Below are 23295 nucleotides of genomic sequence, written 5' to 3'. Positions count from 1 at the left end.
TGGAAAAGGCGACAGTCGCCCGAAATGCGAAGACCGGAGGGTAGGTTGCCGGTCACTCGACCGCAACTGCGAGGAATGAGGATCGGACACGGAATGATCGGAACCAGTCTTGCGGCCGTGCTGGCCCTTGTCGCGCCCGCGCCCGAAAGCCTGATGCCGCCGCAGGAGCGGCCGTACCTGTCCGACACCGCCGCCGCGCCCCTGCCGACGATCACCGAGCAGCGCGTTCTGAGCGCACAGGACACCGCCCTCTTCCGTCAGGGACTGGCCTCGGCCCGCGCCCGCGACATCAGCGGCACGCGCGCCACCATGGCGCAGATCAGCGATCCGGCCGCGCGGCGTCTGGTTGAATGGGCGCTGCTGGACACCTCCGCCGGCCAGATGTCGGCATCCGAACTCACCGCTGCGGTGCAGAGCTTCCGCGGCTGGCCGCGCGACTCGGGCCGTCGTCAGGCCGCCGAGCGTTCGCTGGCCAACGGCTACGTCGGCGCCGACCAGATTATCGCCTTCTTCGACGAGGTCCCGCCGCAAACCGGTCAGGGCGCGCTGGCGCTGGCCGATGCGCTGGATCAACGCGGTCGCAGCGGCGAGGCGCGGCAGCTGATTCAGGACTGGTGGCGCACCCGCTCGTTCGAGGCGGACGTGCAGAGCCGGATGCAGGCGCGCTGGGGCTCGACCCTGACGCAGGCCGACCACGACGCCCGCCTGTCGATGCTGCTGCTGGGGCCGCACGGTCCGGCCACGCGCGCCATGGTTCCGCTGGCTTCGGCCGAGCGGCAGGCGGTCGCCAACGCGGTCTTCGCCCTGCGCGGCGCCTACAGCCCCGATTCGATCGTCGCCGGCCTGTCCCAGAGCCAAGCCCGCGATCCGGCCGTGGCGTTCGAGCGGGCGCGCATCCTGCGCTCGCAGAACCGGCAGTCGGAAGCCTTCCCGATCCTGTCCGCCCTGCCCGCCGCGCCGTCGTCGACCGATGCGCAGAACACCCTGTGGTCCGAGCGCCGGAACTACTTCCTCGACGCCCTGCAGGTTCGCAACTGGCAGGCGGCCTATGATTCGATGGCCGGACACGGCTTCCCCGGCGGCGACCGGATGGTGGACGCCGAGTTCTTCGCCGGTTGGGTCGCCCTGACCAAGCTGAACGATCCGGCCCGAGCGGCGCGCCACTTCGAGGCGCTGCGCCAGGCTTCCTCGACCCCGATAACCCAGGGCCGCGCCCTGTACTGGCTGGGCCGCGCGGCCGAGGCCCAGGGACAGACGCCGGCGGCGGTGAACTACTACCAGGCCGGGTCGCGGCACTTCCAGACCTTCTATGGTCAACTGGCCGCCGAGAAGGCGGGGCAGACGACGATCACCCTGCCGGCCGATCCGGTCATCAGCAACGCCGATCGCGCCGCCTTCGAAGGCAATGAGGTCGTGCGCGCCTTCCGCATTCTGGGCGAAACCGGCGAGACCACCCTGCTGCGCGTCTTCGCCTATCAACTGGACGACGACCTGCCGGGACCGCAGCAACTGGCCCTGCTGATGGACGCCTCGCGCGGCTATGGCGAGGGCTTCACCGCCATGATGGTCGGCCGTGCCGCCAGCCAGCGCGGCTTCCTGATGCCCGAGCGCCAGTATCCGATCCGCATCCCGCCGCAGGTCGCCGGCGCCGCACCACTGGAGTTCACCCTGGCCATCACCCGTCAGGAATCCAGCTTCGACCCGCGCGCGCGCTCGCACGCCAACGCCCGCGGCATGATGCAATTCCTGCCCGCCACCGGCCGCAGCGTCGCGCGTCAGCTGGGCCTGCCGTTCTCGGACGAGCGGCTGTGGGATCCGGACTTCAACATGACGCTGGGCAGCTTCCACCTGGGCGACCTGACCCAGCGGTTCGGCGGCTCCATGCTGCTGACCACGGTCGGCTACAACGCCGGCCCGGCCCGCCCTCCGCAATGGATCGCGCGCTGCGGCGATCCGCGCGGCGGCGCGACCGATCCGGTGGACTTCATCGAGTGCGCGCCCTTCACCGAGACCCGCAACTACATGATGCGAGTGATGGAGAACATGAGCGTCTACAAGGCCCGCCTGAACGGCGGCACGGCGCCCCTGACCCTGTCGCAGGACATCCGTCGCGGCGCGCCGGCCGGGCCGCAGGCCTATACGGCCTACAGCTCGGAAGACTCGACCCGGACACCCGAACCCGAGCCGTCCGAGTAACGCACGCCGGATAACAGCGGCCCGTCGGACGTCTCGATCCAGCGGGCCGTGAGGCCGAAGACGCGCGTCATGACGTCCGGCGTCATGGCCTGCATCGGCGCCGCATCGGCGACCACCCTGCCCTCGGCCAGCACCACGACGCGATCCGCATGGCGAGCGGCGAGCGTGAGGTCGTGCAGGGTGACCAGAACCGCCTGTCCGCTACGTGCGCGATCGTGCAGCCGCTCCAGCACCATCAGCTGGGCGTCGGGATCCAGACCGGCGATCGGCTCATCGGCAAGGATGGTCTGGGCGCCGGTCGCCAGGGCGCGGGCGAGCAGCACGCGGGCGCGCTCGCCGCCGGACATCTCGGCCACACCGCGATGCGCCAGATGATCGGCCTCGACTTCGACCAAGGCCTTCAGTGCGGCCGCCGAGGCGTCCGCGCCGGACAGGAAGGGCGCGCCGAGGGCCGCGACTTCGAGCGCCGGCAGGTTCCAGGCGATGCGGCGCTCCTGCGGGAGGTAGGCGACCCGTTCGGCGCGCTGGCGGTCGGTCAGACGGGAGACGCTGTCGCCGCCCAGCCGCGCTTCTCCGGCGGACAGGGGCAGCAGGCCGGCAAGCGCGCGGATGGCGCTGGACTTGCCCGCCCCATTGGGACCCACGACGGCGACCAGTTCTCCGGCGTCGACCTCGAAGCTGACGCCGTCGAGCACCACCCGGCCTCCAAGGCGCGCCGAGGCATTGATCAGTTGCAGCGCACTCACAGCCGCCACTCCTTCGCCGCGCGCCAGGCGATCAGGGCGAACAGCGGCGCGCCGACAAGGGCCGTGAAGACGCCCAGCTTCAGCTCCTGATCTGTCGGTGTGATCCGGGCCAGAACATCGGCCAGCACCAGCATCAGACCTCCGGTCAAGGCGGCTGGAACCAGAAGGCGTCCGGGGTCGCCTCGAACGACTGAGCGGACCAGATGCGGCGCCGCCAGACCCACGAAGCCGATCACGCCCGCCACCGCCACGGCGGCGCCGGTCGCGAGCGCGGCAGCCAGCAGGGCCAGCAGGCGAAGGCGCGCCATGGGCAGACCCGAGGTGCGCGCGGTCTCTTCACCGAGGCTGAGCATACGCAGGCCGGGTGCGGCGAGCATGGCGAGGGCGCCGGCGACAATAACCGTCGGCGTCACCCACAGGACATCGATCCAGCTGCGGTTCTGCACCGAGCCCAGCAGCCAGCTCATGACCTCGGCCGAGGCGATGGGGGATGGCGACAGGTTGAAGATCAGGGCCGTGGCCGCGCCGGCGAAGCTGGACACCGCCACGCCGAACAGGATCAGGGCCTCGGGCGACCGCACTCGCGCCGAGAAGAGAACCAGCAGCCCGCCGGCAAGCCCGGCTCCGGCCAGAGCCGACAGCTCGACCGCCCCCGGCAAGGCCGCCCAGCCCAGCACGATGGCCAAGGCCGCGCCCAGCGCTGCGACAGCGGACACGCCCAGCACGCCGGGATCGGCCAGCGGATTGCGCAGCAGCCCCTGCATCACTGCTCCGGACAGCCCCAGCGCCGCGCCGACGATCAGGGCCGTCACAGCGCGGGGCGTCCGGACCTGCCACAGAACCTCGCCCGGGCCTGATACAGGCGCGGCGAAGGCTTCTGCGAACTGCGCGCCCGAGAAGGTGGTCTCGCCGAGCAAGATCGCCACGACGACGGCAGCCAGCAGGGCGACAATCAGGATCAGACTCAACCGCGCGCCCGTCATGGCCGGCCTTCCCGCAACATGGCGGCGGCGTCGGCGGCGAACCACGCCGGGCAGGTCAGCGTCGCGGACGGCAGACTTACGGCGACGCGTCCCTCGGCGGCCTTGCGCACGACCGGATGGCGACCCGGTCCACGCCAGTCGCCCCGCGCCTGATCGAAGAAGCCCAGCACGAACCGGACGGGCGGGAACAGGGCGACCCGCTCGACGCTGACCGGATTGAAATACGGCCGGTCCGCCAGATTGCGATAGCCGGCGGCATCCAGGATGGCGTCGATCAGGGTGTTGGGCCCGGCGGTGAAGCCTCCGGCGGTCAGGTAAAGAGCGCCAGGGCGCTCCGCTTTCGGCGCTGCGCCGGCAGCCAGTCGGGCGTCCATGCGAGCAATGAGCGCCTCGCCCCGCGCCGGCACGCCCAGCGTCTCGGCCACGCTGCGGATGTTGGTGCGGATGCCCACGAAGTCGGAGACGTCGGGGATAGTGGCGACGCTCACGCCGGTCTGCTCCAGCCGGGACAGCAGGCGCGGTTCGCCGCCCCAGTAGCGGACGACGACATCGGGCTGGAAACCGACGGCGGCCTCCAGCGTCGGCCGCACCTTGCGATGTCCCTGCGCCACGTCGCGCAACCAGGCGTCGGGATCGTCCGCGCGGGGCGACAGGGCGAGTTCGGCGTCGGGGCGCAGCGCCAGCACATACTGGTCGGCGCATTGGTCCAGAGACATCACCCGCAGCGGCCGCGCCTCGGCCGAGCAGTCAAGCGCCAGCAGGCCGGCGAACGCGATCAGCCCCCCTGCCCGCCTCACGACTTCAGCAGGCCCGCGAGCAGTCCTTCCAGAAGGGTGTCGACCAGAACCTCGCGCTCGACCCAATCAAAATAGGGTTTGGCGATCATCAAAGAGACGATCCCGTGCCCGCCAGCCCAGAGCGCCTGAGCCGTCGCGCGGGGCTCGCCACGCACATGCCCCTCGGCGGCGGCGGCCTCGACCACCTGCTGGAACGAGCGGAACAGGTCTCCTCCCATTTCCCGCGCGGCGTCCTGTGCACCCTCTCGCAGCTCCAGCGGGCGGGTCATGTAGACCAGCCGATAGGCGTTGGGATTGTCGAACCCGAAGTCGATGTAGGCGCGCATCATCCGACGCATGCGCTCGACCGGCGATGCCGGCTCCGCGATCACCGACCGGTTCGCCTCCAGCAGGGCCGTGAAGGTCTGCTTGCAGATCTCCTGCAGGATCTCGCCCTTGTCGGCGAAATGCATGTAGAGCGCGGTCGAGGACAGACCGACCTCGTCGGCGATCTTGCGGATCGTCGCGCCCTCGTAGCCGTGATCCACGAAGATGCGCTCCGCCGCGGCGAGAATCTCGGCGCGGCGCTCATGGCCCTCGCCCTTGGGCTTGCGGCGCGAGCGGGACGTGGCGGTCAGGTCTGCGGTCAATCGACGCTCCCGGAGGTCCTGCAGAGGAATAGCGGCATCCTCGACGCACGCCAATGGCTTGCGGCTGGCCGCCCGGCGATGTAACCACAGGTTGCGGTCGGGTGATCGAGGTTTCTGATGCCTGATTGCCCCCTCTCGCCCTCTGAACTCCCGATGTGCGCCAGCGCCAGAATGCGCGGTCTGTCGTCGGCCCAGGTTGCGGGGCTGGCGGTTCTCGCCATCGGGGTAAACCTCGATGCGACACTCGTCGGTCATCTGCTGTCCGTCGCCGCGGCGGCGGTGTTCACCTTCATCGCCTTCTGGCGTTTTCTTCTGGTCGGCCTGACTCTTCAGCCCGCCGCCAAGCCGCCCGAGCCGGAGCGTTTTCCCCTCTATACGATCGTCGCCGCTCTTCACGATGAGGCGGAGGTGGTTGGTCAACTGGTTCGGCGGCTTGCGGCGATCGACTATCCAGCCGACCGTCTGCAGGGCTTTCTGGTCCTCGAGGCCGATGACGCTGCAACGATCGCAGCGGCCGAGGCGACCCGGCGCCCGGACTGGCTGGCCGTTTTGATCGCCCCTGCCGGAGAGCCGCGCACCAAGCCCCGCGCGCTGAACCATGCCTTGTCGCAGGCCACAGGTGAGTTGCTCACCGTTTATGACGCCGAGGATGCACCCGATGCTGGCCAGTTGCGCGAAGCCGCCGCGCGCTTCGCGTCGGATCGTTCCGGCCGGCTGGCCTGTCTGCAGGCGCCGTTGCGTATCCGCGCGCGTGTGTCGGGCACGACATCGCCTTTCATCGACCGCCAGTTCGCAGCCGAGTATGCGGCCCTGTTCGAGGTCATTCTTCCCGGCCTGGCGCGACTGGGGCTGCCCTTTCCGCTCGGAGGCACCAGCAACCATTTCCGAACGGGTGTTCTGCGACAGGTCGGCGGCTGGGATGCGTGGAACGTCACAGAGGACGCGGACCTCGGCTTCCGCCTGTGGTGCGAAGGATGGCGCGCCGGCGTCATCACCCGGCCGACCTGGGAGACGCCGCCCGGAGATTTCGCCCACTGGCTGCCGCAGAGAACCCGCTGGCTGAAAGGCTATCTGCAAACCTGGGGCGTTCACACCCGCCGGCCGTGGCGTCTCGGTTGGCGAGGGCTGTTCGCCCTCGCCATGACGATCGGCGTGACCCTGTTGTCCGCTGCGATCCATGCGATCGCCACAGCGTGGATGACGGCCGCCGTGCTTGTGGCGGCGATGGCGGGCCTCTGGCCGCAGGTTCCCAAGTTCTCGGTCGGGGTCATGCTGCTGGGCGCGCTTTCGGCCTGGCTGGTTTGCGCGATGGGGGCCAAGAGGTCGGGACTTGCTTACGGGCCGATGCAGATGATGGCGGCGCCGGCCTACTGGAGCCTGCTCAGCCTGGCCTTCGCGCACGCCTTCTGGCGCCTGATCCGCGAGCCTTTCGCTTGGGACAAGACCAGCCATCGCAGCGATCCGCTGGACGAGGCGGCCCCGGACGGCCTATCAGCGCCCCATGCCGCCGCGCCTGAACCCGTCTCCTGAAACGCTCGTCACCCGTGGGTGGCAGGACTACGCCCTGATGGATTCCGGCGACGGCCGCAAGCTGGAGCGCTATGGCCCCTACACGGTCGTGCGCCCGGAGCCCCAATGCTTCTGGTCGCCGCGCGATCCGAAGGCCTTCGAGGCCGCAACCGCCGTCTTCGATCCGCAGCAGGAGGAAGAGGACGCGGGCCGCTGGCGGTTTGACACCCACGGCCCGGTCGACGCCTTTCCGCTGAAGTGGCGCGACGTTCGCTTCACCGGCCGGTTCACGCCGTTCCGGCACCTCGCCTTCTTCCCCGAGCAGGCCGCCAACTGGGAGTGGCTGGACGCGCGTGTCCGCACGCTTGAGCGCCCCAAGGTGCTGAACCTCTTCGGCTACACCGGCGTCGCCTCGCTGGCCTGCGCCGCGGCCGGGGCCGAGGTGACGCATGTCGACGCGTCGAAAAAGTCCGTCGCCTACGCCCGGGAGAACGCCGAGCAATCCGGGCTGGCGGACAGGCCCATCCGCTGGATCGTCGAGGACTGCCGCAAGTACGTCGCCCGAGAGGTTCGGCGGGGCTCGAAATATCAAGGCATCATTCTCGATCCGCCGAAGTACGGCCGTGGGCCGACGGGCGAGGTCTGGCGTCTGTTCGAGGATCTGCCGGAACTGCTGAAGGACTGCGCGAGCCTGCTGGCCGACAACGCCTCCTTCCTGCTGCTGAACGCCTATGCGGCGCGTATCTCAGGTCTGTCGCTGGCCCATATGATGGCCGAGGCGACGGCGGATCGGGGCGGCGAGATCGACTGGGGCGAGCTGGCGCTGGCCGAGGATCGTCTCGACGGCCGCGCGATCGGCCTCAGCTTCTTCGCGCGGTGGTCCGCCTGATGACCGACCGTCTGATCACCTCCCTGACCAACGACACGGTCAAGAACGTGCGCGCCCTCAATATGCGCAAGGAGCGCGAGAGCACGGGCCAGTTCCTTGCCGAGGGGCTCAAGTTCATCGGCGAGGCGCTGGATCAGGGCCGTGCGCCGAGGTTGCTGCTGGTCGGTATGGAGGCCCGCGATCATCCGCTGCTGGACCGGGCGAAGGCGGCGACGCGCGCGGCCGGCGGCGAGGTCATCGTCGTCACCCATCCTATCCTCGAGAAGATCAGCCGGCGAGACAATCCGCAGACGGTGCTGGGCGTGTTCGAGCAGGTCTACACGCCGCTGTCGGCCATCCAGCCGGGCGCGGCGCCCTGCTGGGTCGCGCTGGAGCAGGTGCGGGACCCGGGCAATCTGGGGACGATCATCCGCACGGCGGACGCGGCCGGTTGCGGCGGGGTGATCCTGATCGACGACTGCGTCGACCCATTCTCGACCGAGGCGGTGCGGGCGACCATGGGCTCGGTGTTCGCCGTGGCCATCGCGCGGACGACGCGGGCGGAGTTTCTCGCCTGGCGGCAGAGTTGGCCGGGCAGCGTGATCGGCACACGGCTGGACGCCACCCACGGCTATCGCGATGCAGCCCTGCAGCATCCTGCCCTGATCCTGATGGGCAATGAGCAGGCCGGACTGACGGATGAACTGGCCGCGGCCTGCGACGTCAATGTGAAGATTCCGATGCGCGGCCGGGCGGATAGTCTGAACCTGGCCATCGCCACGGGCATCATGGTCTATGCGGCGACCGACGCGGCCTGAGCCGAAGGTGACGGGAGTTTCACTTGCCGCGGCCGGCGGCGCGGTGAAGCCTCGCGCCATGCGCTTCCTCCCTGCCCTCGCCGCCCTGATCCTGATCGCCGCGCCGGCGAACGCCCAGACCCCGTCGGTGACCCCGGACGGTTATCGGGAAGACGCGCTGGCTATCGAGGGGCTGATCAACGCGCAGTACGCCTATCTGGACCGTTTCCCTGACGCGGTAATGCCAATGAGCGACGTCCTGAGAGCCGAGGCCGGAGCGGTGCACGATAGCGGCTCACTGTTGCGGTATGCCGAGCACGCGCTGACGGCGCTGGCGGACCATCATGCGATCACGGGCGCGTCCTTCCGCGACAGCTGGGCCGTGACGCCGAGCTATTCGGACCTCTGGGTCGAGCGGCAGGGTGAGGTCTGGCGGATTACCGCCGTTCGCGAGGGTTCGCCGGCCGAAGCCGCGGGCGTGCGGGCGGGCGAGACGCTGGATGCGGTCGACGGGACGCCGGTGACACAGGCTGTCCAAGTCTTCTGGTCCGGGATCGGACTTGAGGCCGGCGGGGATCGGGACGGCTATGCGGCCCGGGTTCTGGCGGCGGGGCGCAGGGATCGCGATCGCGACCTGACGGTGTCCGGCCGGCGGCTCAGCTTGCCGAACCTCTACGCGACCCGCGATGAGCGGCCTCCTTTGACGGTCCAGCGAACCCCGGAGGAGTTGAGCATCCGGTTCAACGACTCGCTGGGCGATGGCGGGACCGTCGAAGCCTTCGATGCGGCCATGGCGCAGGCGCGGCTGGGGCAGACGGTCATTCTGGATCTGACCGACACGGCGAGCGGCGGGAATACCGTGGTCGCGCGGGCGATCATGGGCTGGTTCGTCAGCGAAGCGAGGCGCTATCAGATCCACAATCTGCCGGCCGAGGAGCGCCGGACGGGCGTTCCGCGCCAGTGGGTCGAGCAGGTCTTGCCGCGGACGGGCAAGCGGTTCGAGGGGCCGGTCGTGGTCCGGGTCGGCCGCTGGACCGGGAGCATGGGCGAAGGGCTGGCGATCGGGCTGGATGCGCTGGGCGTGCGGGTCGAGGGCGGCCCCATGGCCGGGCTGCTGGGGGCGATCTACGATCACCGCCTGCCCAACTCGGGGCTGGTCCTGAAGCTGCCGACGGAGCGGCTGTACGCCGTCGACGGGACGCCGCGGGAAGCCTTCCAGCCGCGGCCCTAGAAGCTGCGGCCGTCGACCCTTTCCGCTGTCCAGTCAAAGGGTTCGACGTCGGTCAGGGTGCGGACGTTGATGGCGATCATCGGGCCGTTCGGGCTCTCGCCGCGGGCGAAGGTCTGGACGCCGCAGGTCTGGCAGAAGCGGTGGTGGATCTTGTGGCTGTTGAAGAGGTACTGCGTCTGCGGACCCTCCTTCAGCACCTTGAAGGCGTCCGGCTGGACGAAGGTCAGGACAAAGCCCTTGCGGTAACAGTGCGAGCAGTTGCATTCGATCAGGCCGTCCAGACCGGTCGTGACCTCATAGGCGACGGCGCCGCAATGGCAGGAGCCGGAGTGGGTCTTGCTGTCGCTCATCATGCATCCTCCAGATAGCTGACGCCCGGGGCGGACTTCAGCGCGCCGCGCAGGGCGCCGTCGAGGCGGTAGCGGCCGGGCAGTTTCATCTCGACCTCGCGGCGGCCGTCCAGCGAGGCGACCAGAGACACCTCACCGCCCTTCCCGCCCGTGGCCGCGGCGCGTTCCAGCCGCGAACGCAAGGCGGCGGCGTCGGCGGCGCGAGCCGAGACGTGGATGCGCAGGCCCATCTGGCCGTCCTCGATCATCGCCTCCAGCGGGCTGGCGCTGTCGCCGAAGAAGCGGACCTCGCCGTCGGCCGCCTTGGCTCGGACCTTGACCATGACCGAAGCGCCGGCCTCCAGCACCTCGCGGCTGTTGCGAAGCTGTTCGGGCGGGAACAAGCACTCGAACTCGCCGGTCGGGTCCGAGAAGGTGACGAAGGCGAACTTCTCGCCGGTCTTGGCGCTGGCCCGCTCCTGACGACGACGGACGACGCCGGCCATCAGGAAGGCCTCGTGGCCGCTCTCGGCCAGGGCCGTAGCCTCCGCGACGAAGGTGACGCGCTTGCGCTTGAGCGCCGGCGCCATGTCCTCCAGCGGGTGGCCGGACAGGTAGAAGCCGACGGCGGCCAGTTCCTGATCCAGCTTCTCCGGACCGACCCAGGGCTCGACCGGCGTCAGGCGCGGACGGCCCGCGGCGACCTGATCGCCGCCGAACAGGCTGACCTGCGAGGAGGCGCGCTCGGCGGCCACGCTCTGGCAGTAGGCGATCAGCTTGTCGGCCTGTTCGAACAACTGACGGCGGTTGGTGTGGAAGCCGTCGAAGGCGCCGGCGCGGGCGAGGTTCTCCAGCGCGCGCTTGTTGACGAATTTCGGATCGACGCGCTCAAGGAAGTCGAAGATGTCGGTGAAGCGGCCGCCGGTCTCGCGCACCTCGACCAGATGCTTCATCGCCTCCAGACCGACGTTGCGGATGGCGCCCAGCGCATAGAGCACCGCCCCCTGCCCTTCGCTCCATTCCACGTCGAAGTCGGCCGAGGACCGGTTCACGTCCGGGGCCTTCACCGGCACTTCGAAGCGGCGGCAATCCTGATAGAAAACAGCCAGTTTGTCGGTGTTGCTGAGGTCCAGCGACATCGAGGCGGCGAAGAATTCGACCGGATGGTTGGCCTTCAGCCAGCCCGTCTGGAACGAGATCAGGGCATAGGCGGCGGCGTGGGACTTGTTGAAGCCGTAGCCGGCGAACTTGGCCACCAGATCGAAGATGCCGCCGGATTGGTCTTCGGAAACAGCCTTCTCGGACGCGCCCTTGATGAAGCGCGCACGCTGGAAGTCCATCTCTTCCTTCTTCTTCTTGCCCATGGCGCGACGAAGAAGGTCGGCCTCGCCGAGGCTGTAGCCGGCCAGGATCTGGGCGATCTTCATCACCTGTTCCTGGTAGATGATGACGCCGTAGGTCTCGGTCAGAACCTCGGTCAGGGTCGGGTGCAGATAGTCGACCTCGGCCCGGCCGAATTTCCGGTCGATATAGGTGTCGATCATCTCCATCGGGCCTGGCCGGTAGAGAGAGATCAGGGCGGTGATCTCCTCGATCGACCCGCAGCGCATCTTGCGCAGGGTGTCGCGCATGCCTTGGGATTCCAGCTGGAACACGCCGACGGTCTGGCCCGAGGCCATCAGCTCATAGGTCGGCGCATCGTCCAGCGGCAGCTGGTTCCAGATTGGGGCGGCGCCGCGACGGCTGAGATAGCCGTGGGCGCGGTCCAGCACCGTCAGGGTCTTCAGGCCGAGGAAGTCGAACTTCACCAGACCGGCCGGCTCGACCCACTTCATGTTGAACTGGGTGGCCGGAATGTCCGAGCGCGGGTCCTGATACAGAGGCACCAGCTCGGTCAGAGGGCGGTCGCCGATGACGATGCCGGCGGCGTGGGTCGAGGCGTTGCGGTACAGCCCCTCCAGCTCCAGCGCCGTGTCCAGCAGATTGCGCACCGCCGGCTCGGCGTCGCGGGCCTCCTTCAGGCGCGGCTCGAGGTCGATGGCCTGGGCCAGCGTAACGGGGTTCGCGGGGTTGGCCGGAACCATCTTGGCCAGACGGTCGACCTGGCCCAGCGGCATTTGCAGCACCCGCCCGACGTCGCGCAGCACGGCGCGGGCCTGCAGGGTGCCGAAGGTGATGATCTGGGCGACGCGGTCCAGCCCATAGTGCTGCTGGACATAGGTGATGACCTCCTCGCGCCGCTCCTGACAGAAGTCGATGTCGAAGTCGGGCATCGAGACCCGCTCGGGGTTCAGGAAGCGCTCGAACAGCAGGCCGAACCGCAGGGGGTCGAGATCGGTGATGGTCAGCGCCCAGGCGACCAGCGAGCCCGCGCCCGAACCCCGGCCCGGGCCGACCGGGATGTCGTGGTGCTTCGCCCATTTGATGAAGTCCGACACGATCAGGAAGTAGCCTGGGAAGCCCATCTGGACGATGATCCCGACCTCCCATTCGAGGCGCTTCCAGTACTCTTCCTCGGGCGCGGCGGGCATGACTTCGGTCAGGCGCTGCTTCAGGCCTTCGCGGGCCTGGTGCATGAGTTCGTCGGGCTCCGAGCGGCCATCGCCGGTGTCGAAGCGCGGCAGGATCGGCGCGCGGGTACTGACCAGGAAGGCGCAGCGACGGGCGATGTCGATGGTCGTGTCGCAGGCCTCGGGCAGGTCGGCGAACAGTTCGCGCATCGCCGCAGCGGGCTTGAACCAGTGCTGGTCGGTGATCCGACGACGATCCTCCTGACCGGTGAAGGCGCCGTCGGCGATGCACAGCAGGGCGTCGTGGCTCTTCGCCTGCGCCGCCTTGGCGTAGTGGACGTCGTTGGTGGCGACCAGCGGGGTATCGGTCTCGTAAGCCCAGGCGACCAGCCCGCGCTCGGCGGCGGCCTCGGCCGGGAGGCCGTGGCGCTGGAGCTCGACGTAGAGACGGTCGCCGAAGGTGGCCTGCATCTCGTTGAGGGCGGCATTGCCCTCGGTCGTCTTGCCTTGCGCGAAGAGCGGATCGACCGGGCCGTCGGGGCCGCCGGTCAGCAGCAACAGGCCGTCGGAATGCTCGACGACCTTGTTCCAGGGCACGCCGGGCTCGTCCATCGCTCCGGCTTCGAGATAGGCGGCGGAGGACAGGGCGCAGAGGTTGAGCCAGCCGGTCTCGTTCTGCGCCAGCAGAACCACGGTCGGGACCTTGGCCCAGCGCTCGGGCGCCTGACCGCCGATGCCGGTCACCGGCAGAGCGCAGCCCACGATCGGCTGAACACCGGCATCCTTCGCCGCCTGGCTGAACTCCAGCGCGCCGAACAGGTTGGCCCGATCCGTGACCCCCACCGCCGGCATGCCCGCGTCGGCGGCGAGACGCGCCACCTTGCCGGCCTTGATCGCGCCTTCAAGCAGCGAATAGGCTGAGCGGACCCGAAGATGGATGAAGCCCTGTTCGTTCACGCCGCCTGTGCTCCGCCTGCCCTGCTCCGGTTCGACGGACCGCCGTCGCACCTCACAACCGGAGTCTCACATCCGCCTCGACCGCGACACCCGCCCTGTCCGCGCGTCTGTGGATGAACGCGTCAAAACAGATGCAACAGAGGCAATGGATGCAATCGCCGCCGTTCGAAAACGCGTGCGAGTCGTCCGGAAATCCCGGGCGGTCAGGCCGGCGTGATCATCACGGCGGCGTACCACATCACCGAAACGAACCCCGCGCACGAGGCCAGCGACAGCATTTCCTTCACGAGACGCGGCATGAGAGATCTCCCGGACCAATGTTCCGGCTTCGTTCTATGTTCTCATTCTGTTCGCGTCAAGAGCATGAGATCTCGCCCCCTCGTCGCGCGCAGCCATGTATGCTTGTCAAACGACGCCATCAGTCATCCGCTCTCTGGCGGCAGGCGTCGCAAGGAGTGCGGTGATGGCCAAGGGTCAGGCGCGCAGCAACAAGGAAATCCGGAAACCGAAGGCGGAGAAGCCCAAACCGCCCGTGAGCGTCGGCAGTTCGCCGTTCACCCAATCGCCGGGCAAGAAGTAGGACGACAGGATCGAGGCGCGACCGGCGCGCCTCGATCCTAATACTCCTGGCTCTCCGCCGGCCGCTCTTCCAGATGGCCGTCCTTCAGGGCGAACACCCGGTCCATGTGCCCGGCCAGCTCCATGTTGTGGGTCGCGATCAGGGCGGCGACGCCGGTGGTCTTGACCAGATCGTGGAGGGCTTCGAACACCGTCTGGCTGGTGCCGGGATCGAGGTTACCGGTGGGCTCGTCCGCCAGAAGCAGGCGCGGACGGTTGGCCAGGGCGCGGGCAATCGCCACGCGCTGGCGCTCGCCGCCGGACAGCTGGGCCGGCTGGTGCGTCATGCGATCGGCCAGCTTCAACTGGGCCAGCAGTTCCTCGGCGCGGACGCGGGCGTCGGCCTGGCTGTAGCCGGCGATGCGCAGCGGCAGGGCGACGTTGTCGCGGGCGTCGAACTCGGGCAGCAGGTGGTGGAACTGATAGACGAAGCCGATGCTGGCGAGGCGGATGTGGGTCCGCGCGCGCTCCGGCAAGGCGCCGACCGGCTCGCCGTCGAACAGGATCTCGCCCGAGCTCGGATGTTCCAGCAGGCCGGCGGCATGCAGCAGCGACGACTTGCCCGAGCCTGAGGGGCCGATCAGGCCGACGATCTCGCCGGGCATGACGTCGAGGTTCACGCCCTTGAGGACGGTCAGGTCGCCGGCCTCGGCCTTGTAGGTGCGGGTGACGTCGCGGGCGGAGAAGACGGGCTTACTCATAGCGCAGCGCCTCCACCGGATCGAGTTTGGCGGCCTGCCAGGACGGGATCAGACCAGCGACGCAGCTCATGAAGAAGGACCAGATGGTCACCCAGAAGACGTCGAGCGGATCGACGAGCGCCGGAATGGAATCCAGCATGTAGACGTCGGCATTGAACAGCTGGACGCCCAGCAGCGCCTCGAGGAAGTGCTGGATGGCGCCGATGTTCAGGCAGAACAGCAGGCCTAGCGCCAAGCCGGTCAGGGTGCCGAGCGTGCCGATGGTGGCTCCGGCGATGAAGAAGATGCGCAGCATGGAGAACTGGCTGGCGCCCACGGTGCGCAGGATGGCGATGTCGCGGGTCTTGTTCTTCACCAGCATGACGATGCCGGAAATGATGTTCAGGGCGGCGATGGCCACGACGAGGCCCAGGATGATGCTCATGGCCACGCGCTCGACCTTGAGCGCGCCCCAGAAGGCGGCCAGACGGTCGCGCCAGTCGGACACGAAGGCGTCGCCGCCGGCGGCCTGACGGATCGGGGCCAGCAGGTTCTGGACCTTGTCAGGCTCCTGCACCTTCAGCTCGATGACATCCCACAGCCCCTCCTTGCCGAAGAAGAGCTGGGCCTGTTCGAGCGGCATGAAGACGAAGGCCTGGTCGAAGTCGCTGGCGCCGGAGCTGAACACGCCGCCGACGACATAGGTCTTCTCCAGACCGCCGAGGTTGCCGAAGGCGCTGTCCGCGCCGGTCGGCGAATACAGGGTGATCGGGTCGCCGGCCTCCAGCCCGAGGGTCTGGGCCAGCGCCTTGCCGATCAGGACATTGTCGCCGCCGTAGGCGCCCTGGCCGAAGCTGCGGCGGGCGGCGGGCGTCAGGCTGTCATAGACATAGGTCATCGACGTCAGGTCGGACGGCCGGATACCGCGGACATAGCCGCCGGAGACCGCGCCGTTGCGGCCGCGGAAGACGCCGATGCTCTCGGTCAGCGGAGAGACGTGGATAACGCCGGGCACATCCTTGATGCGCTGGACCGCCTGCTCGCGCTCGGGCGAATACAGCACCTGCCCCTGAACATAGACGTGGCCGTTGAAGGACAGCATCCGGCTGAGCAGTTCCGAGCGGAAGCCGGCCATGATGCTCATGACCGTGATCAGCGCCATCACGGCCAGGGCGATGGCGACGTAGGAAATGATCGCGATCAGGGCGATGCCGCCCTCCTTCCGCCTGGCGCGGAGGTAGCGCAGCGCCAGACCGAACTCCCAGGCGGAGAACGGGCCGGCGGGCTTCAGCGGCTTGCTGGCGGCCGACGCGACGTCGGTCATGCGGTGAGCCTCGCGATAGCCTCGGCCAGCGGCACGCTGACCTTCTCGCCCGTCGCGCGACGCTTCAGCTCGACCACGCCGTCGGCCAGACCCTTGGGCCCGATGGTCAGCTGCCACGGAACGCCGATCAGATCGGCCGTCGCGAACTTGCCGCCCGGGCGCTCGTCGGTGTCGTCGTACAGGACATCCTTGCCGAGGGCCTCCAGCTGGCTGACGGCCTCCTCGCAGGCGGTCGAGACGGCCTCGTCGCTGGCGCGCAGGTTGATTACGACCACGTCGAACGGGGCCACGGCGTCCGGCCAGATGATGCCGCCCTCGTCGTGGCTGGCCTCGATGATGGCGCCCAGCAGGCGCGAGACGCCGACGCCGTAGCTGCCCATGTGCACCGGGGCTTCCTTGCCGTCGGGACCCTGGACGTTGGCCTTCATCGCGGCGGAGTACTTCGTACCGAAGTAGAAGATGTGGCCGACCTCGATGCCGCGGGCCGACAGACGGTCGCCCTCGGCGGTCTGGCTCTCGAAGCGGGCAGCGTCGTGCATTTCCTCGGTCGCAGCGTACAGGGCCGTGCGCTCGTCGAAGACGGCCTGGACGGCGTCATCGGAGAAGTCGTGTCCGGGAGGCGCCATCTCGACCAGCTTGCGGTCGCAGAAGACCTCGCTCTCGCCGGTGTCGGCCAGAACGATGAACTCGTGGCTGAGATCGCCGCCGATCGGGCCCGTGTCGGCGCGCATCGGCACGGCCTTCAGACCCATGCGGGCGAAGGTGTTCAGATAGGCCGCGAACATGCGGTTGTAGGCCTTGCGGGCGGCGGCCTCGTCGATGTCGAACGAATAGGCGTCCTTCATCAGGAACTCGCGGCCGCGCATGACGCCGAAGCGGGGACGGCGCTCGTCGCGGAACTTCCACTGGATGTGGAAGAGGTTCAGCGGCAGCGCCTTGTAGCTCTTCACGAAGCCCCGGAAGATGTCGGTGATCATCTCCTCGTTGGTCGGGCCGTAGAGCAATTCGCGCTCGTGACGGTCGGTGATGCGCAGCATCTCCGGACCATAGGCGTCGTAACGGCCGCTCTCGCGCCACAGATCGGCCAGTTGCAGAGTCGGCATCAGCAGCTCGACGGCCCCTGCCCGCTCCTGCTCCTCGCGGACGATCTGCTCGATCTTGCGCAGCACGCGCAGGCCCAGCGGCAGCCAGGCGTAGATGCCGGCGGCCTCCTGCTTGATCAGGCCGGCGCGCAGCATCAGCTGGTGCGAGACGATCTGGGCGTCCGAGGGCGCCTCTTTCAGCGTGGGCAGGAAGTAGCGCGACAGGCGCATGGGCAGAATCCGGCAAGAGAAGCGTGAGGCAGAGCTTTAGCCGGGAGGAAGGGGCGAAAGCTAGGCCGAGGTGGACTGTCCTTCTCCCCTTGCGGGAGAAGGTGGCCCGCGTAGCGGGTCGGACGAGGGGTTGGTTCCGCGGTGCGACACCACGACTGGATGGGTGCGCTGCCCAGCCCCCTCATCCGTCGGCCTATGGCCGCCACCTTCTCCCGCAAGGGAGAAAAAAACTACGGATGCGGCAGGCCGATCCCGTAGCGCGCGGCGAGATACGGGATGATGGCCCCATCCTGCAGGAAGCGGCGGCCGGTGGCGGCGCTGGTTCCGGCCTCGGGCCAGTCGAAGGCGCCGTCGAGGACGAGGATGGGGCAGCTCTGGTGCTCTTCCCCGACCAGTTCGATGACGGCCGGGCGCGGGCGCGGGTGATCCAGTCGCGTGATCTGAAGCTGGTCCTTGAGCTTCGGATAGAAGGCCAGCACGCCCTCGATGACCGAGCCGGCCGGGCAGAACCACGGGCCGCCCTGATCGTCGTGCCAGTCCGGGTTCAGCAGGAGCAGATGATCGGTCATCGGCCTAGACTGGCGGGGCCAGCGGCGGCAGCGGCATCCAGCCGATCCAGACCAGGATCAGGATGAAGATCCAGACGATGGCCGACACCCAGGTCGTGGTGATGAATTTCTTCTTCAGGTTCGGATTGGCCGGCGCGCCCCACTGGGCGCCGTCGGTCGGCTTTTCCTGACCTTCCTGGTTCATGCCCAGCGGCAGGACGGCGAACAGCACCGTCCACCAGCAGACGATGTAGATGGCGACGATGGTGAAAGGGCCGATCGGCATCAGTGCGCTCCATCTTTCGGCGTTTCCATCAGCTCGACCAGCATGCCGCCCATGTCTTTCGGATGCAGGAAGATGATCGGCGTGCCGTGGGCGCCGATGCGCGGCTCGCCCGTGCCGAGGATGGTCACGCCCTTCGCACGCAGGGCGTCGCGGGCGGCGATGATGTCCTCGACCTCGAAGCAGACGTGGTGCTGGCCGCCCTTGGGGTTCTTCGCGAGGAAGCCGAGCACGGGCGAGTCGTCGCCCAGCGGCTCGATCAGCTCGATCTGGCTGTTGGGAAGGTCGACGAAGCAGACGCGCACGCCCTGCGCCGGCAGGTCGAACGGCTCATGAGCCTTCGTGGCGCCCAGCAGGTCGCGATACATCGCAACGCTGGCCTCGATGGACGGCGTGGCGACACCGACGTGGTTCAGTCTTCCGATCATCCGGCTGCTCTAGACCGATCCGGGGCGGGCGAGAAGGTGGGGCGAAGGTCGCAGCGCCCGCCGGTCGCGCTCGACCATAAAGCGCAACCGTGAGAAGGTCGCGTATTGCGCGAGAGGAGACGCGACAGTGCTCAGGCTTGGAGGTCTCGGACTGGGTTTCGGCGTGGTCGCTTTGACACTCGGGGTGATGGCGTGGGGGGACGGATGGGAGCCCTTCGGAAGCGATGCGTATGGGATGAAGTGGGGGCTGGGTCGCGACATCTACCTCTCCGCTGATCGGGCTAAGATCGCTGGCGACGACCTCTGGATTGTGTCGGGAAACGGCAAGCTGTTTCGGGTCAGCGAGCGCGCAGCGACCGCGGAGGATGCCTCGCTTGAAGACAATGTGCTCGACATCTGCGTCAGTGGCGACACCGTTCGTCTGATATCTGCGCCTACGAGCAGACTCTCCGAATGGACGATGCGAACGAGAGAGAACGGCGCGTGGAAACCGGGCCCCACGTTCGACTCACGCGGCGCCGGGCTGGTCGCGATAGTTTGCGGAGAGGGCGGCGTGACCGTGGTCACCTCGCGCCATCTGATCAACCTCAACCAGAACGGCGTCACTCACCGCATTCGCCTGTCACATCGCATTCCATCCGCGATGTCCAACACCGTCATCGAGCAAGGCCGCCAGCTGCTGATTGGCGCCAACTGGGGCCACTACGGCGGCGGCCTGTATCGCCTCGACTGGGAGACAGGCGAGGTCACAGTAGTGGAAAGCGCGCCTGGAGAGCCTTGCGAGAGATTTCTGGACGCCGAATGCAGTCCGATAGTCGGGATGGTTCCCATTCCTTGGAAGCCACAGTGCACGGCAGCGCTTGTCGGTGGCGGCGGCTACAGCGTGGAGCGCAACGCGGTGCTCGAAGTCTGCGGCAGCGAGGTGAAACCACTACTCAGGGCTGACTGCGGGACAGACCTCGACCCCAAGGGTGATACCCGGACGATGTTGCCATGCATGTCGACAGGCCTCGCCGCCGTCGATGGTCGACTGCTCCTGATGGGAACACATGCGCCGCTTTGGCGGACAGCCGAGGAGGAAGTCGATGGCCGGAGTCCCACCTTCCAGAGCATCGGCCCCTACCGCATCGCTTTCGAAGGTAACGTCGTCCTTATCGACCGACTGAACAACCGTGAAGAAATTCCCGACCTCCTCGCCGTTCCTCGGCCTCGGGCGGAATCGGGCGCGACGACCTGATCGCCGCACCCTTGGTCCAAAATCAATTCCCCGCCGCGAACGGGTCCGTCGGGTTGGGACGGGTCGGCAGCGGCATGCGCGGGAGCGGCTCGTCGCTGTTGGCGGCGGTCAGCAAGATGGCGGCCATGATCACCGCGGCCTGACGCAGGTCGTCCGCCCGCAGGTGGTCGTAGCTGTCGATCGAGGTGTGGTGCAGGCGGGCGCCGTAATCCAGCGGGTCCTGGATGAACTGGAAGCCCGGCACGCCGACGGTCTGCATATAGACGTGGTCGGTGCTGCCCGAGGTCCGCAGCGAGATGGTCGAGGCGCCGAGGCTCTCGAACGGCTTGAACCAGTCGGCCATCACGGCGGCGGCGGCGACATTGCCCTCGGCGTTGATGCCGCGGATGCGGCCCGAGCCGTTGTCCATGTTGAAGTAGGCGACCAGATCGCCGTGGCCGGCGCGCGGCTGGATCGGCCAGCGGGCGCGCCAGGTGCGGTTGTTCGGCAGGGCGTCCAGCTGCTCGTCGCCCAGCGGGGCGCGGGTGGCCAGATACTTGTCGACATAGGCCAGAGAGCCCCACAGCCCCTGCTCTTCCCCGTTCCACAGGGCGAAGCGGATCGTGCGCTTGGGACGGACGCCCAGCGAACGCAGGATGCGAGCGGCCTCCATGACCACGACGCTGCCGGCGGCGTTGTCGACCGCGCCGTCCGAAGCGGCCCAGCTGTCCAGGTGGGCGCCGGCCATGACGTATTCGCCCGAGCGGCTTGTGCCCGGAATGTCGGCCAGGATGTTGTTGGCGTTGATGTCCTCTTCGTGGAAGCGGACCTCGCTCATCAGCTCCAGCGCCGGCGCGGCGTCGGTGCGGGCCAGACGGGCCAGACGGCGGTAGTCCTCGGCCGCGATCTCGAAGCCGGGGGTACGGCGCTGGTCGTCCATGCGGTAGCCCGAGCCGGTGCCGTGCAGCAGGCCGCCGTCGCGCTGGGACATGCGGACGAAGGCGACCGCGCCCTCTTCCTGCAGGAACGCGTCCAGACGCGAGGCGAAGTCGGCCTCGCGCAGACGATCGGTGTTCGAGTGCGAATGGGTCGGCTGGTTGTAGGCGGTGCGGCCGGCCAGATCCTCGTCCGTCAGACGGCGGAAGGCCGGCTCGGTCGGCTCGGAGCCTTCGTTCGGCGTGGTGATCAGGACGATCTTGCCCGAGAGCTGGCCGCGCCAGCGGGCGAAGTCGCCGGCGGTGCTCATCGGCGCGACGACGATCGGGGCGCTGACGACGCCGTTGGTGCCGGGCGTCCAGGCGATGGGGATGGCGCGCAGGTCCAGCGGACGCGGGGTGGTCATGCGGGCGCTGGACCGGACGATCGACCAGCCGCGGCCGAACTCGAATGGATCGGCGCGGACGTTCGTCAGACCGTAGTCGCGGAAGCGCTGCTGGGCCCAGGCCTCGGCCTCCCGCATCTGCGGCGAGTTGGTCATGCGGCCGCCGATGCGGTCCGTCAGCCACGCGGCGTTCTGCATGACCTCGGAGTGGTTGAAGCCCTGATCGATGATGCCGTTGATCGCCTGCAGGTCTGGCGCCTGGGCGGCGGCCGGCGCGGCGAGAGGCAGGGTCAGGGCGATGGCAGTCGCGGACAGAAGGGCGGCAAGGCGCATGGGAATTCCCCGGAATCACTGAACGCGGGGATATGACGCCATCCGGCTTCGCCGTGCCAGAGCGGAATCGCGCCGGGGACGGATCAGTCCCCGTCTGCGCCGTCGACCGCGCTCTCGACCAGGCCGCGCCAAACGGGATCGGTGTCGTCGACCAGATCGACGTCTTCCAGCAGGGCCACCGCCGCGCCGCCGTCCGGCAGGATCAGGCCGATGACGTCCATCTCGTCGCCCTCGGGCCCGATGTGACTCTCGGCCTGCACGGCCACGGCGGCCTGCTCGCCGCCCTCCTCCCACCAGATCACCGGCTGGGGCAGCTCCATGTCGATGACGCGCGGGTCCTCGGTGTCGTCGAGCGCGAAGACGGCCTTCTTCGCCTGCACGTCGTCCAGGGTGGCGACGCGGCCGGTGAAGGCGGTCAGGCGCGACCAGTCGTCGACATCATAGCCGCCGCCGTCTTCGTCGAAATCGGGGGCCTGTTGGGTCATGGGGTCCTCCGCGGAGCCGGAATCATCTTCCGCATCGAGATGAGGGTTCATCACGGCGAACACAACGGATTCACAACGGGCACGGCGGGGGACCAGTTTGTCTCAGCCGCCGTTGTGTTCGCTGTGGTCCGTCGTGTTCGTTGTGATGAACCAACCTGATTGCGCTTCGCGCAAAGAAAAGGCCGGCGCCCTTGCGAGCGCCGGCCCTTCATTTCAGTCCCGAGGGACGGTCGGTCTTACTGACCGCCCATCATCGAGGCGACTTCCGAAGCGAAGTCGGGGCCCTCGACCTTCTCGACGCCTTCACCAAGGGCAAGGCGCACGAAGCCGACCAGCTTCAGGGTCGTGCCGAGGTCCTTGCCGGTGTTGGCGACCAGCTGCTCGACGGTCACGTCCGGATCCATGACGAACGGCTGCTTCGACAGCACCACGTCCTTCTGGAACTTGTTGATCTGACCTTCCACGATCTTCTCGATCATGTTTTCCGGACGGCCTTCTTCCTTGGCCTTCTCGATAAGAACGGTGCGCTCCTTCTCGATGGCGGCCGGGTCCAGGTCATCCGTGTTCAGCGACAGCGGCGCGGTCGCGGCGACGTGCATCGCGATCTTGCGACCCAGCTCACGGATCGTGGCCTTGTCGCCGGCGCCTTCGATGGCGACCAGCACGCCGATGCGGCCGACGCCCGGCGAAACGGCGTTGTGGACGTAGGTCGCGACAGCGCCTTCCGACACCGACAGGCGGGCGGCGCGACGCAGCTGCATGTTCTCGCCGATGGTGGCGATCATGTTGGTCACTTCGTCCTGGACCGTCTTGCCGGCTTCCAGTTCAGCGCCGTGCAGGGCTTCGATCGAGTGGTGCTCGAGGCCCAGTTCGGCGAACTTCTTGGCGGCCGTCTGGAACAGGTCGTTGCGGGCGACGAAGTCGGTTTCCGCGTTGAACTCGATGGCGGCGGCGACTTCGCCAGCGCCGTCTTCACGGGCGGCGACAGCGACCAGACCTTCAGCGGCGACGCGGTCGGCCTTCTTGGCGGCCTTGGACAGGCCCTTGGCGCGCAACCAGTCGATCGCGGCTTCGATGTTGCCGTCGTTCTCTTGCAGGGCCTTCTTGCAGTCCATCATGCCGACGCCCGAACGCTCGCGCAGTTCCTTGACGAGGGCGGCAGTGATCTCGGCCATGAGATATCTCCTTGGGGGT

The 23295-nt window shown here is 68.2% G+C and carries 22 protein-coding genes; 7 read left to right on the top strand and 15 right to left on the bottom strand.

The window, feature by feature from the left end:
• Positions 1 to 93: 93 nt before the first annotated feature.
• Positions 94 to 2196, top strand: coding sequence for a transglycosylase SLT domain-containing protein (locus ABDZ95_RS10065; RefSeq protein WP_343793285.1), 2103 nt, complete (start codon positions 94 to 96; stop codon positions 2194 to 2196).
• Here ABDZ95_RS10065 and ABDZ95_RS10060 read toward each other — a convergent pair.
• Genes ABDZ95_RS10060 through ABDZ95_RS10045 form a run of 4 tightly spaced genes read right to left on the bottom strand, consistent with a single transcriptional unit; the run spans position 2145 to position 5351 of the window.
• The gene (locus tag ABDZ95_RS10060; protein ID WP_343793283.1) at positions 2145 to 2942 is read right to left on the bottom strand and encodes an ABC transporter ATP-binding protein; all 798 of its coding nucleotides are present in this window, start codon (positions 2940 to 2942) and stop codon (positions 2145 to 2147) included. The genes ABDZ95_RS10065 and ABDZ95_RS10060 overlap by 52 nt on opposite strands.
• A complete protein-coding gene (locus ABDZ95_RS10055; RefSeq protein WP_343793281.1) occupies positions 2939 to 3925 on the bottom strand; it encodes a FecCD family ABC transporter permease in 987 nt (328 codons plus the stop codon). Before ABDZ95_RS10055 ends, ABDZ95_RS10060 begins: the two co-directional genes overlap by 4 nt.
• Positions 3922 to 4722, bottom strand: coding sequence for an ABC transporter substrate-binding protein (locus ABDZ95_RS10050; protein ID WP_343793279.1), 801 nt, complete (start codon positions 4720 to 4722; stop codon positions 3922 to 3924). Before ABDZ95_RS10050 ends, ABDZ95_RS10055 begins: the two co-directional genes overlap by 4 nt.
• Positions 4719 to 5351: a TetR/AcrR family transcriptional regulator gene (locus ABDZ95_RS10045; RefSeq protein WP_343793277.1), complete on the bottom strand. Its 633-nt coding sequence runs from the start codon at positions 5349 to 5351 to the stop codon at positions 4719 to 4721. Before ABDZ95_RS10045 ends, ABDZ95_RS10050 begins: the two co-directional genes overlap by 4 nt.
• Positions 5352 to 5522: 171 nt before the next feature.
• Between ABDZ95_RS10045 and ABDZ95_RS10040 the strand changes: the two genes are divergently transcribed.
• The 4 genes from ABDZ95_RS10040 to ABDZ95_RS10025 are packed head-to-tail and all read left to right on the top strand — an operon-like array spanning position 5523 to position 9756.
• Positions 5523 to 6881: a glycosyltransferase gene (locus ABDZ95_RS10040; protein WP_343793275.1), complete on the top strand. Its 1359-nt coding sequence runs from the start codon at positions 5523 to 5525 to the stop codon at positions 6879 to 6881.
• A complete protein-coding gene (locus tag ABDZ95_RS10035; RefSeq protein ID WP_343793273.1) occupies positions 6853 to 7749 on the top strand; it encodes an RsmD family RNA methyltransferase in 897 nt (298 codons plus the stop codon). Before ABDZ95_RS10040 ends, ABDZ95_RS10035 begins: the two co-directional genes overlap by 29 nt.
• Positions 7749 to 8546, top strand: a complete 798-nt coding sequence (locus tag ABDZ95_RS10030) for a TrmH family RNA methyltransferase (RefSeq protein WP_343793270.1) — start codon at positions 7749 to 7751, stop codon at positions 8544 to 8546. Before ABDZ95_RS10035 ends, ABDZ95_RS10030 begins: the two co-directional genes overlap by 1 nt.
• A 58-nt stretch (positions 8547 to 8604) precedes the next feature.
• Entirely contained in the window at positions 8605 to 9756 is a 1152-nt protein-coding gene (locus tag ABDZ95_RS10025; protein ID WP_343793268.1) for a S41 family peptidase, read from the top strand.
• On the opposite strand, the gene ABDZ95_RS10020 is transcribed toward ABDZ95_RS10025, so the two are convergent.
• The gene (locus tag ABDZ95_RS10020) at positions 9753 to 10106 is read right to left on the bottom strand and encodes a GFA family protein (RefSeq protein WP_343793266.1); all 354 of its coding nucleotides are present in this window, start codon (positions 10104 to 10106) and stop codon (positions 9753 to 9755) included. The two genes, ABDZ95_RS10025 and ABDZ95_RS10020, sit on opposite strands and share 4 nt — an antisense overlap.
• Positions 10106 to 13552, bottom strand: coding sequence for a DNA polymerase III subunit alpha (dnaE, locus tag ABDZ95_RS10015; RefSeq protein WP_343793265.1), 3447 nt, complete (start codon positions 13550 to 13552; stop codon positions 10106 to 10108). Before dnaE ends, ABDZ95_RS10020 begins: the two co-directional genes overlap by 1 nt.
• 463 nt (positions 13553 to 14015) lie before the next feature.
• On the opposite strand from dnaE, the gene ABDZ95_RS10010 reads away from it, so the two are divergent.
• Complete coding sequence (locus ABDZ95_RS10010) at positions 14016 to 14132, top strand: hypothetical protein (protein WP_343793263.1); 117 nt, start codon at positions 14016 to 14018, stop codon at positions 14130 to 14132.
• Positions 14133 to 14169: 37 nt separating this feature from the next.
• Here the strand turns inward: ABDZ95_RS10010 and ABDZ95_RS10005 are convergent, their stop codons facing one another.
• From ABDZ95_RS10005 to mce, 6 genes are all read right to left on the bottom strand, one after another.
• On the bottom strand, positions 14170 to 14871 hold the full coding sequence (locus ABDZ95_RS10005; protein WP_343793261.1) for an ABC transporter ATP-binding protein: 702 nt from the start codon (positions 14869 to 14871) through the stop codon (positions 14170 to 14172).
• The gene (locus ABDZ95_RS10000) at positions 14864 to 16174 is read right to left on the bottom strand and encodes a lipoprotein-releasing ABC transporter permease subunit (RefSeq protein WP_343793259.1); all 1311 of its coding nucleotides are present in this window, start codon (positions 16172 to 16174) and stop codon (positions 14864 to 14866) included. The genes ABDZ95_RS10005 and ABDZ95_RS10000 overlap by 8 nt, the downstream gene beginning before the upstream one ends.
• Positions 16171 to 17487, bottom strand: a complete 1317-nt coding sequence (gene proS / locus ABDZ95_RS09995) for a proline--tRNA ligase (RefSeq protein WP_343793256.1) — start codon at positions 17485 to 17487, stop codon at positions 16171 to 16173. The genes ABDZ95_RS10000 and proS overlap by 4 nt, the downstream gene beginning before the upstream one ends.
• 230 nt (positions 17488 to 17717) lie before the next feature.
• On the bottom strand, positions 17718 to 18056 hold the full coding sequence (locus tag ABDZ95_RS09990; RefSeq protein WP_343793254.1) for a DUF3088 family protein: 339 nt from the start codon (positions 18054 to 18056) through the stop codon (positions 17718 to 17720).
• A 4-nt stretch (positions 18057 to 18060) separates the two neighbouring features.
• Positions 18061 to 18321, bottom strand: a complete 261-nt coding sequence (locus ABDZ95_RS09985) for a DUF1467 family protein (RefSeq protein WP_343793252.1) — start codon at positions 18319 to 18321, stop codon at positions 18061 to 18063.
• Positions 18321 to 18746: a methylmalonyl-CoA epimerase gene (gene mce / locus ABDZ95_RS09980; protein WP_343793250.1), complete on the bottom strand. Its 426-nt coding sequence runs from the start codon at positions 18744 to 18746 to the stop codon at positions 18321 to 18323. Before mce ends, ABDZ95_RS09985 begins: the two co-directional genes overlap by 1 nt.
• A 235-nt stretch (positions 18747 to 18981) precedes the next feature.
• Here mce and ABDZ95_RS09975 point away from each other — a divergent pair, with 235 nt between their 5' ends.
• On the top strand, positions 18982 to 19983 hold the full coding sequence (locus ABDZ95_RS09975) for a hypothetical protein (RefSeq protein WP_343793248.1): 1002 nt from the start codon (positions 18982 to 18984) through the stop codon (positions 19981 to 19983).
• Positions 19984 to 20005: 22 nt separating this feature from the next.
• Here the strand turns inward: ABDZ95_RS09975 and ABDZ95_RS09970 are convergent, their stop codons facing one another.
• The 3 genes from ABDZ95_RS09970 to tsf form a co-directional block, all read right to left on the bottom strand.
• On the bottom strand, positions 20006 to 21616 hold the full coding sequence (locus tag ABDZ95_RS09970; protein WP_343793246.1) for a M20/M25/M40 family metallo-hydrolase: 1611 nt from the start codon (positions 21614 to 21616) through the stop codon (positions 20006 to 20008).
• Between the two features lie 83 nt (positions 21617 to 21699).
• Positions 21700 to 22101 (bottom strand): hypothetical protein, encoded by a 402-nt coding sequence (locus tag ABDZ95_RS09965; RefSeq protein ID WP_343793244.1) that lies wholly within the window; start codon positions 22099 to 22101, stop codon positions 21700 to 21702.
• 236 nt (positions 22102 to 22337) lie between these two features.
• Positions 22338 to 23276, bottom strand: a complete 939-nt coding sequence (gene tsf / locus ABDZ95_RS09960; protein WP_343793242.1) for a translation elongation factor Ts — start codon at positions 23274 to 23276, stop codon at positions 22338 to 22340.
• Positions 23277 to 23295 lie beyond the last annotated feature (19 nt).

Source organism: Brevundimonas kwangchunensis (genome assembly GCF_039523815.1).
Lineage (GTDB): Bacteria > Pseudomonadota > Alphaproteobacteria > Caulobacterales > Caulobacteraceae > Brevundimonas > Brevundimonas kwangchunensis.
The sequence above is the reverse complement of the archived record's forward strand: the minus strand, read 5'-3'. Positions and strand labels throughout refer to the sequence as shown.

Bases quoted from the DNA above. Each gene is read 5' to 3' on its own strand.
- ABDZ95_RS09965 (WP_343793244.1), bottom strand. From the start codon at position 22,101: ATGACCCAACAGGCCCCCGATTTCGACGAAGACGGCGGCGGCTATGAT.
- ABDZ95_RS10010 (WP_343793263.1), top strand. From the start codon at position 14,016: ATGGCCAAGGGTCAGGCGCGCAGCAACAAGGAAATCCGGAAACCGAAG.
- ABDZ95_RS10040 (WP_343793275.1), top strand. From the start codon at position 5,523: ATGCGCGGTCTGTCGTCGGCCCAGGTTGCGGGGCTGGCGGTTCTCGCC.
- ABDZ95_RS10055 (WP_343793281.1), bottom strand. From the start codon at position 3,925: ATGACGGGCGCGCGGTTGAGTCTGATCCTGATTGTCGCCCTGCTGGCT.
- ABDZ95_RS09970 (WP_343793246.1), bottom strand. From the start codon at position 21,616: ATGCGCCTTGCCGCCCTTCTGTCCGCGACTGCCATCGCCCTGACCCTG.
- ABDZ95_RS10005 (WP_343793261.1), bottom strand. From the start codon at position 14,871: ATGAGTAAGCCCGTCTTCTCCGCCCGCGACGTCACCCGCACCTACAAG.
- ABDZ95_RS10000 (WP_343793259.1), bottom strand. From the start codon at position 16,174: ATGACCGACGTCGCGTCGGCCGCCAGCAAGCCGCTGAAGCCCGCCGGC.
- mce (WP_343793250.1), bottom strand. From the start codon at position 18,746: ATGATCGGAAGACTGAACCACGTCGGTGTCGCCACGCCGTCCATCGAG.
- ABDZ95_RS09975 (WP_343793248.1), top strand. From the start codon at position 18,982: ATGAAGTGGGGGCTGGGTCGCGACATCTACCTCTCCGCTGATCGGGCT.
- ABDZ95_RS10025 (WP_343793268.1), top strand. From the start codon at position 8,605: ATGCGCTTCCTCCCTGCCCTCGCCGCCCTGATCCTGATCGCCGCGCCG.
- ABDZ95_RS10065 (WP_343793285.1), top strand. From the start codon at position 94: ATGATCGGAACCAGTCTTGCGGCCGTGCTGGCCCTTGTCGCGCCCGCG.
- ABDZ95_RS09990 (WP_343793254.1), bottom strand. From the start codon at position 18,056: ATGACCGATCATCTGCTCCTGCTGAACCCGGACTGGCACGACGATCAG.
- ABDZ95_RS10035 (WP_343793273.1), top strand. From the start codon at position 6,853: ATGCCGCCGCGCCTGAACCCGTCTCCTGAAACGCTCGTCACCCGTGGG.
- proS (WP_343793256.1), bottom strand. From the start codon at position 17,487: ATGCGCCTGTCGCGCTACTTCCTGCCCACGCTGAAAGAGGCGCCCTCG.
- tsf (WP_343793242.1), bottom strand. From the start codon at position 23,276: ATGGCCGAGATCACTGCCGCCCTCGTCAAGGAACTGCGCGAGCGTTCG.
- ABDZ95_RS10030 (WP_343793270.1), top strand. From the start codon at position 7,749: ATGACCGACCGTCTGATCACCTCCCTGACCAACGACACGGTCAAGAAC.
- ABDZ95_RS09985 (WP_343793252.1), bottom strand. From the start codon at position 18,321: ATGCCGATCGGCCCTTTCACCATCGTCGCCATCTACATCGTCTGCTGG.
- ABDZ95_RS10020 (WP_343793266.1), bottom strand. From the start codon at position 10,106: ATGAGCGACAGCAAGACCCACTCCGGCTCCTGCCATTGCGGCGCCGTC.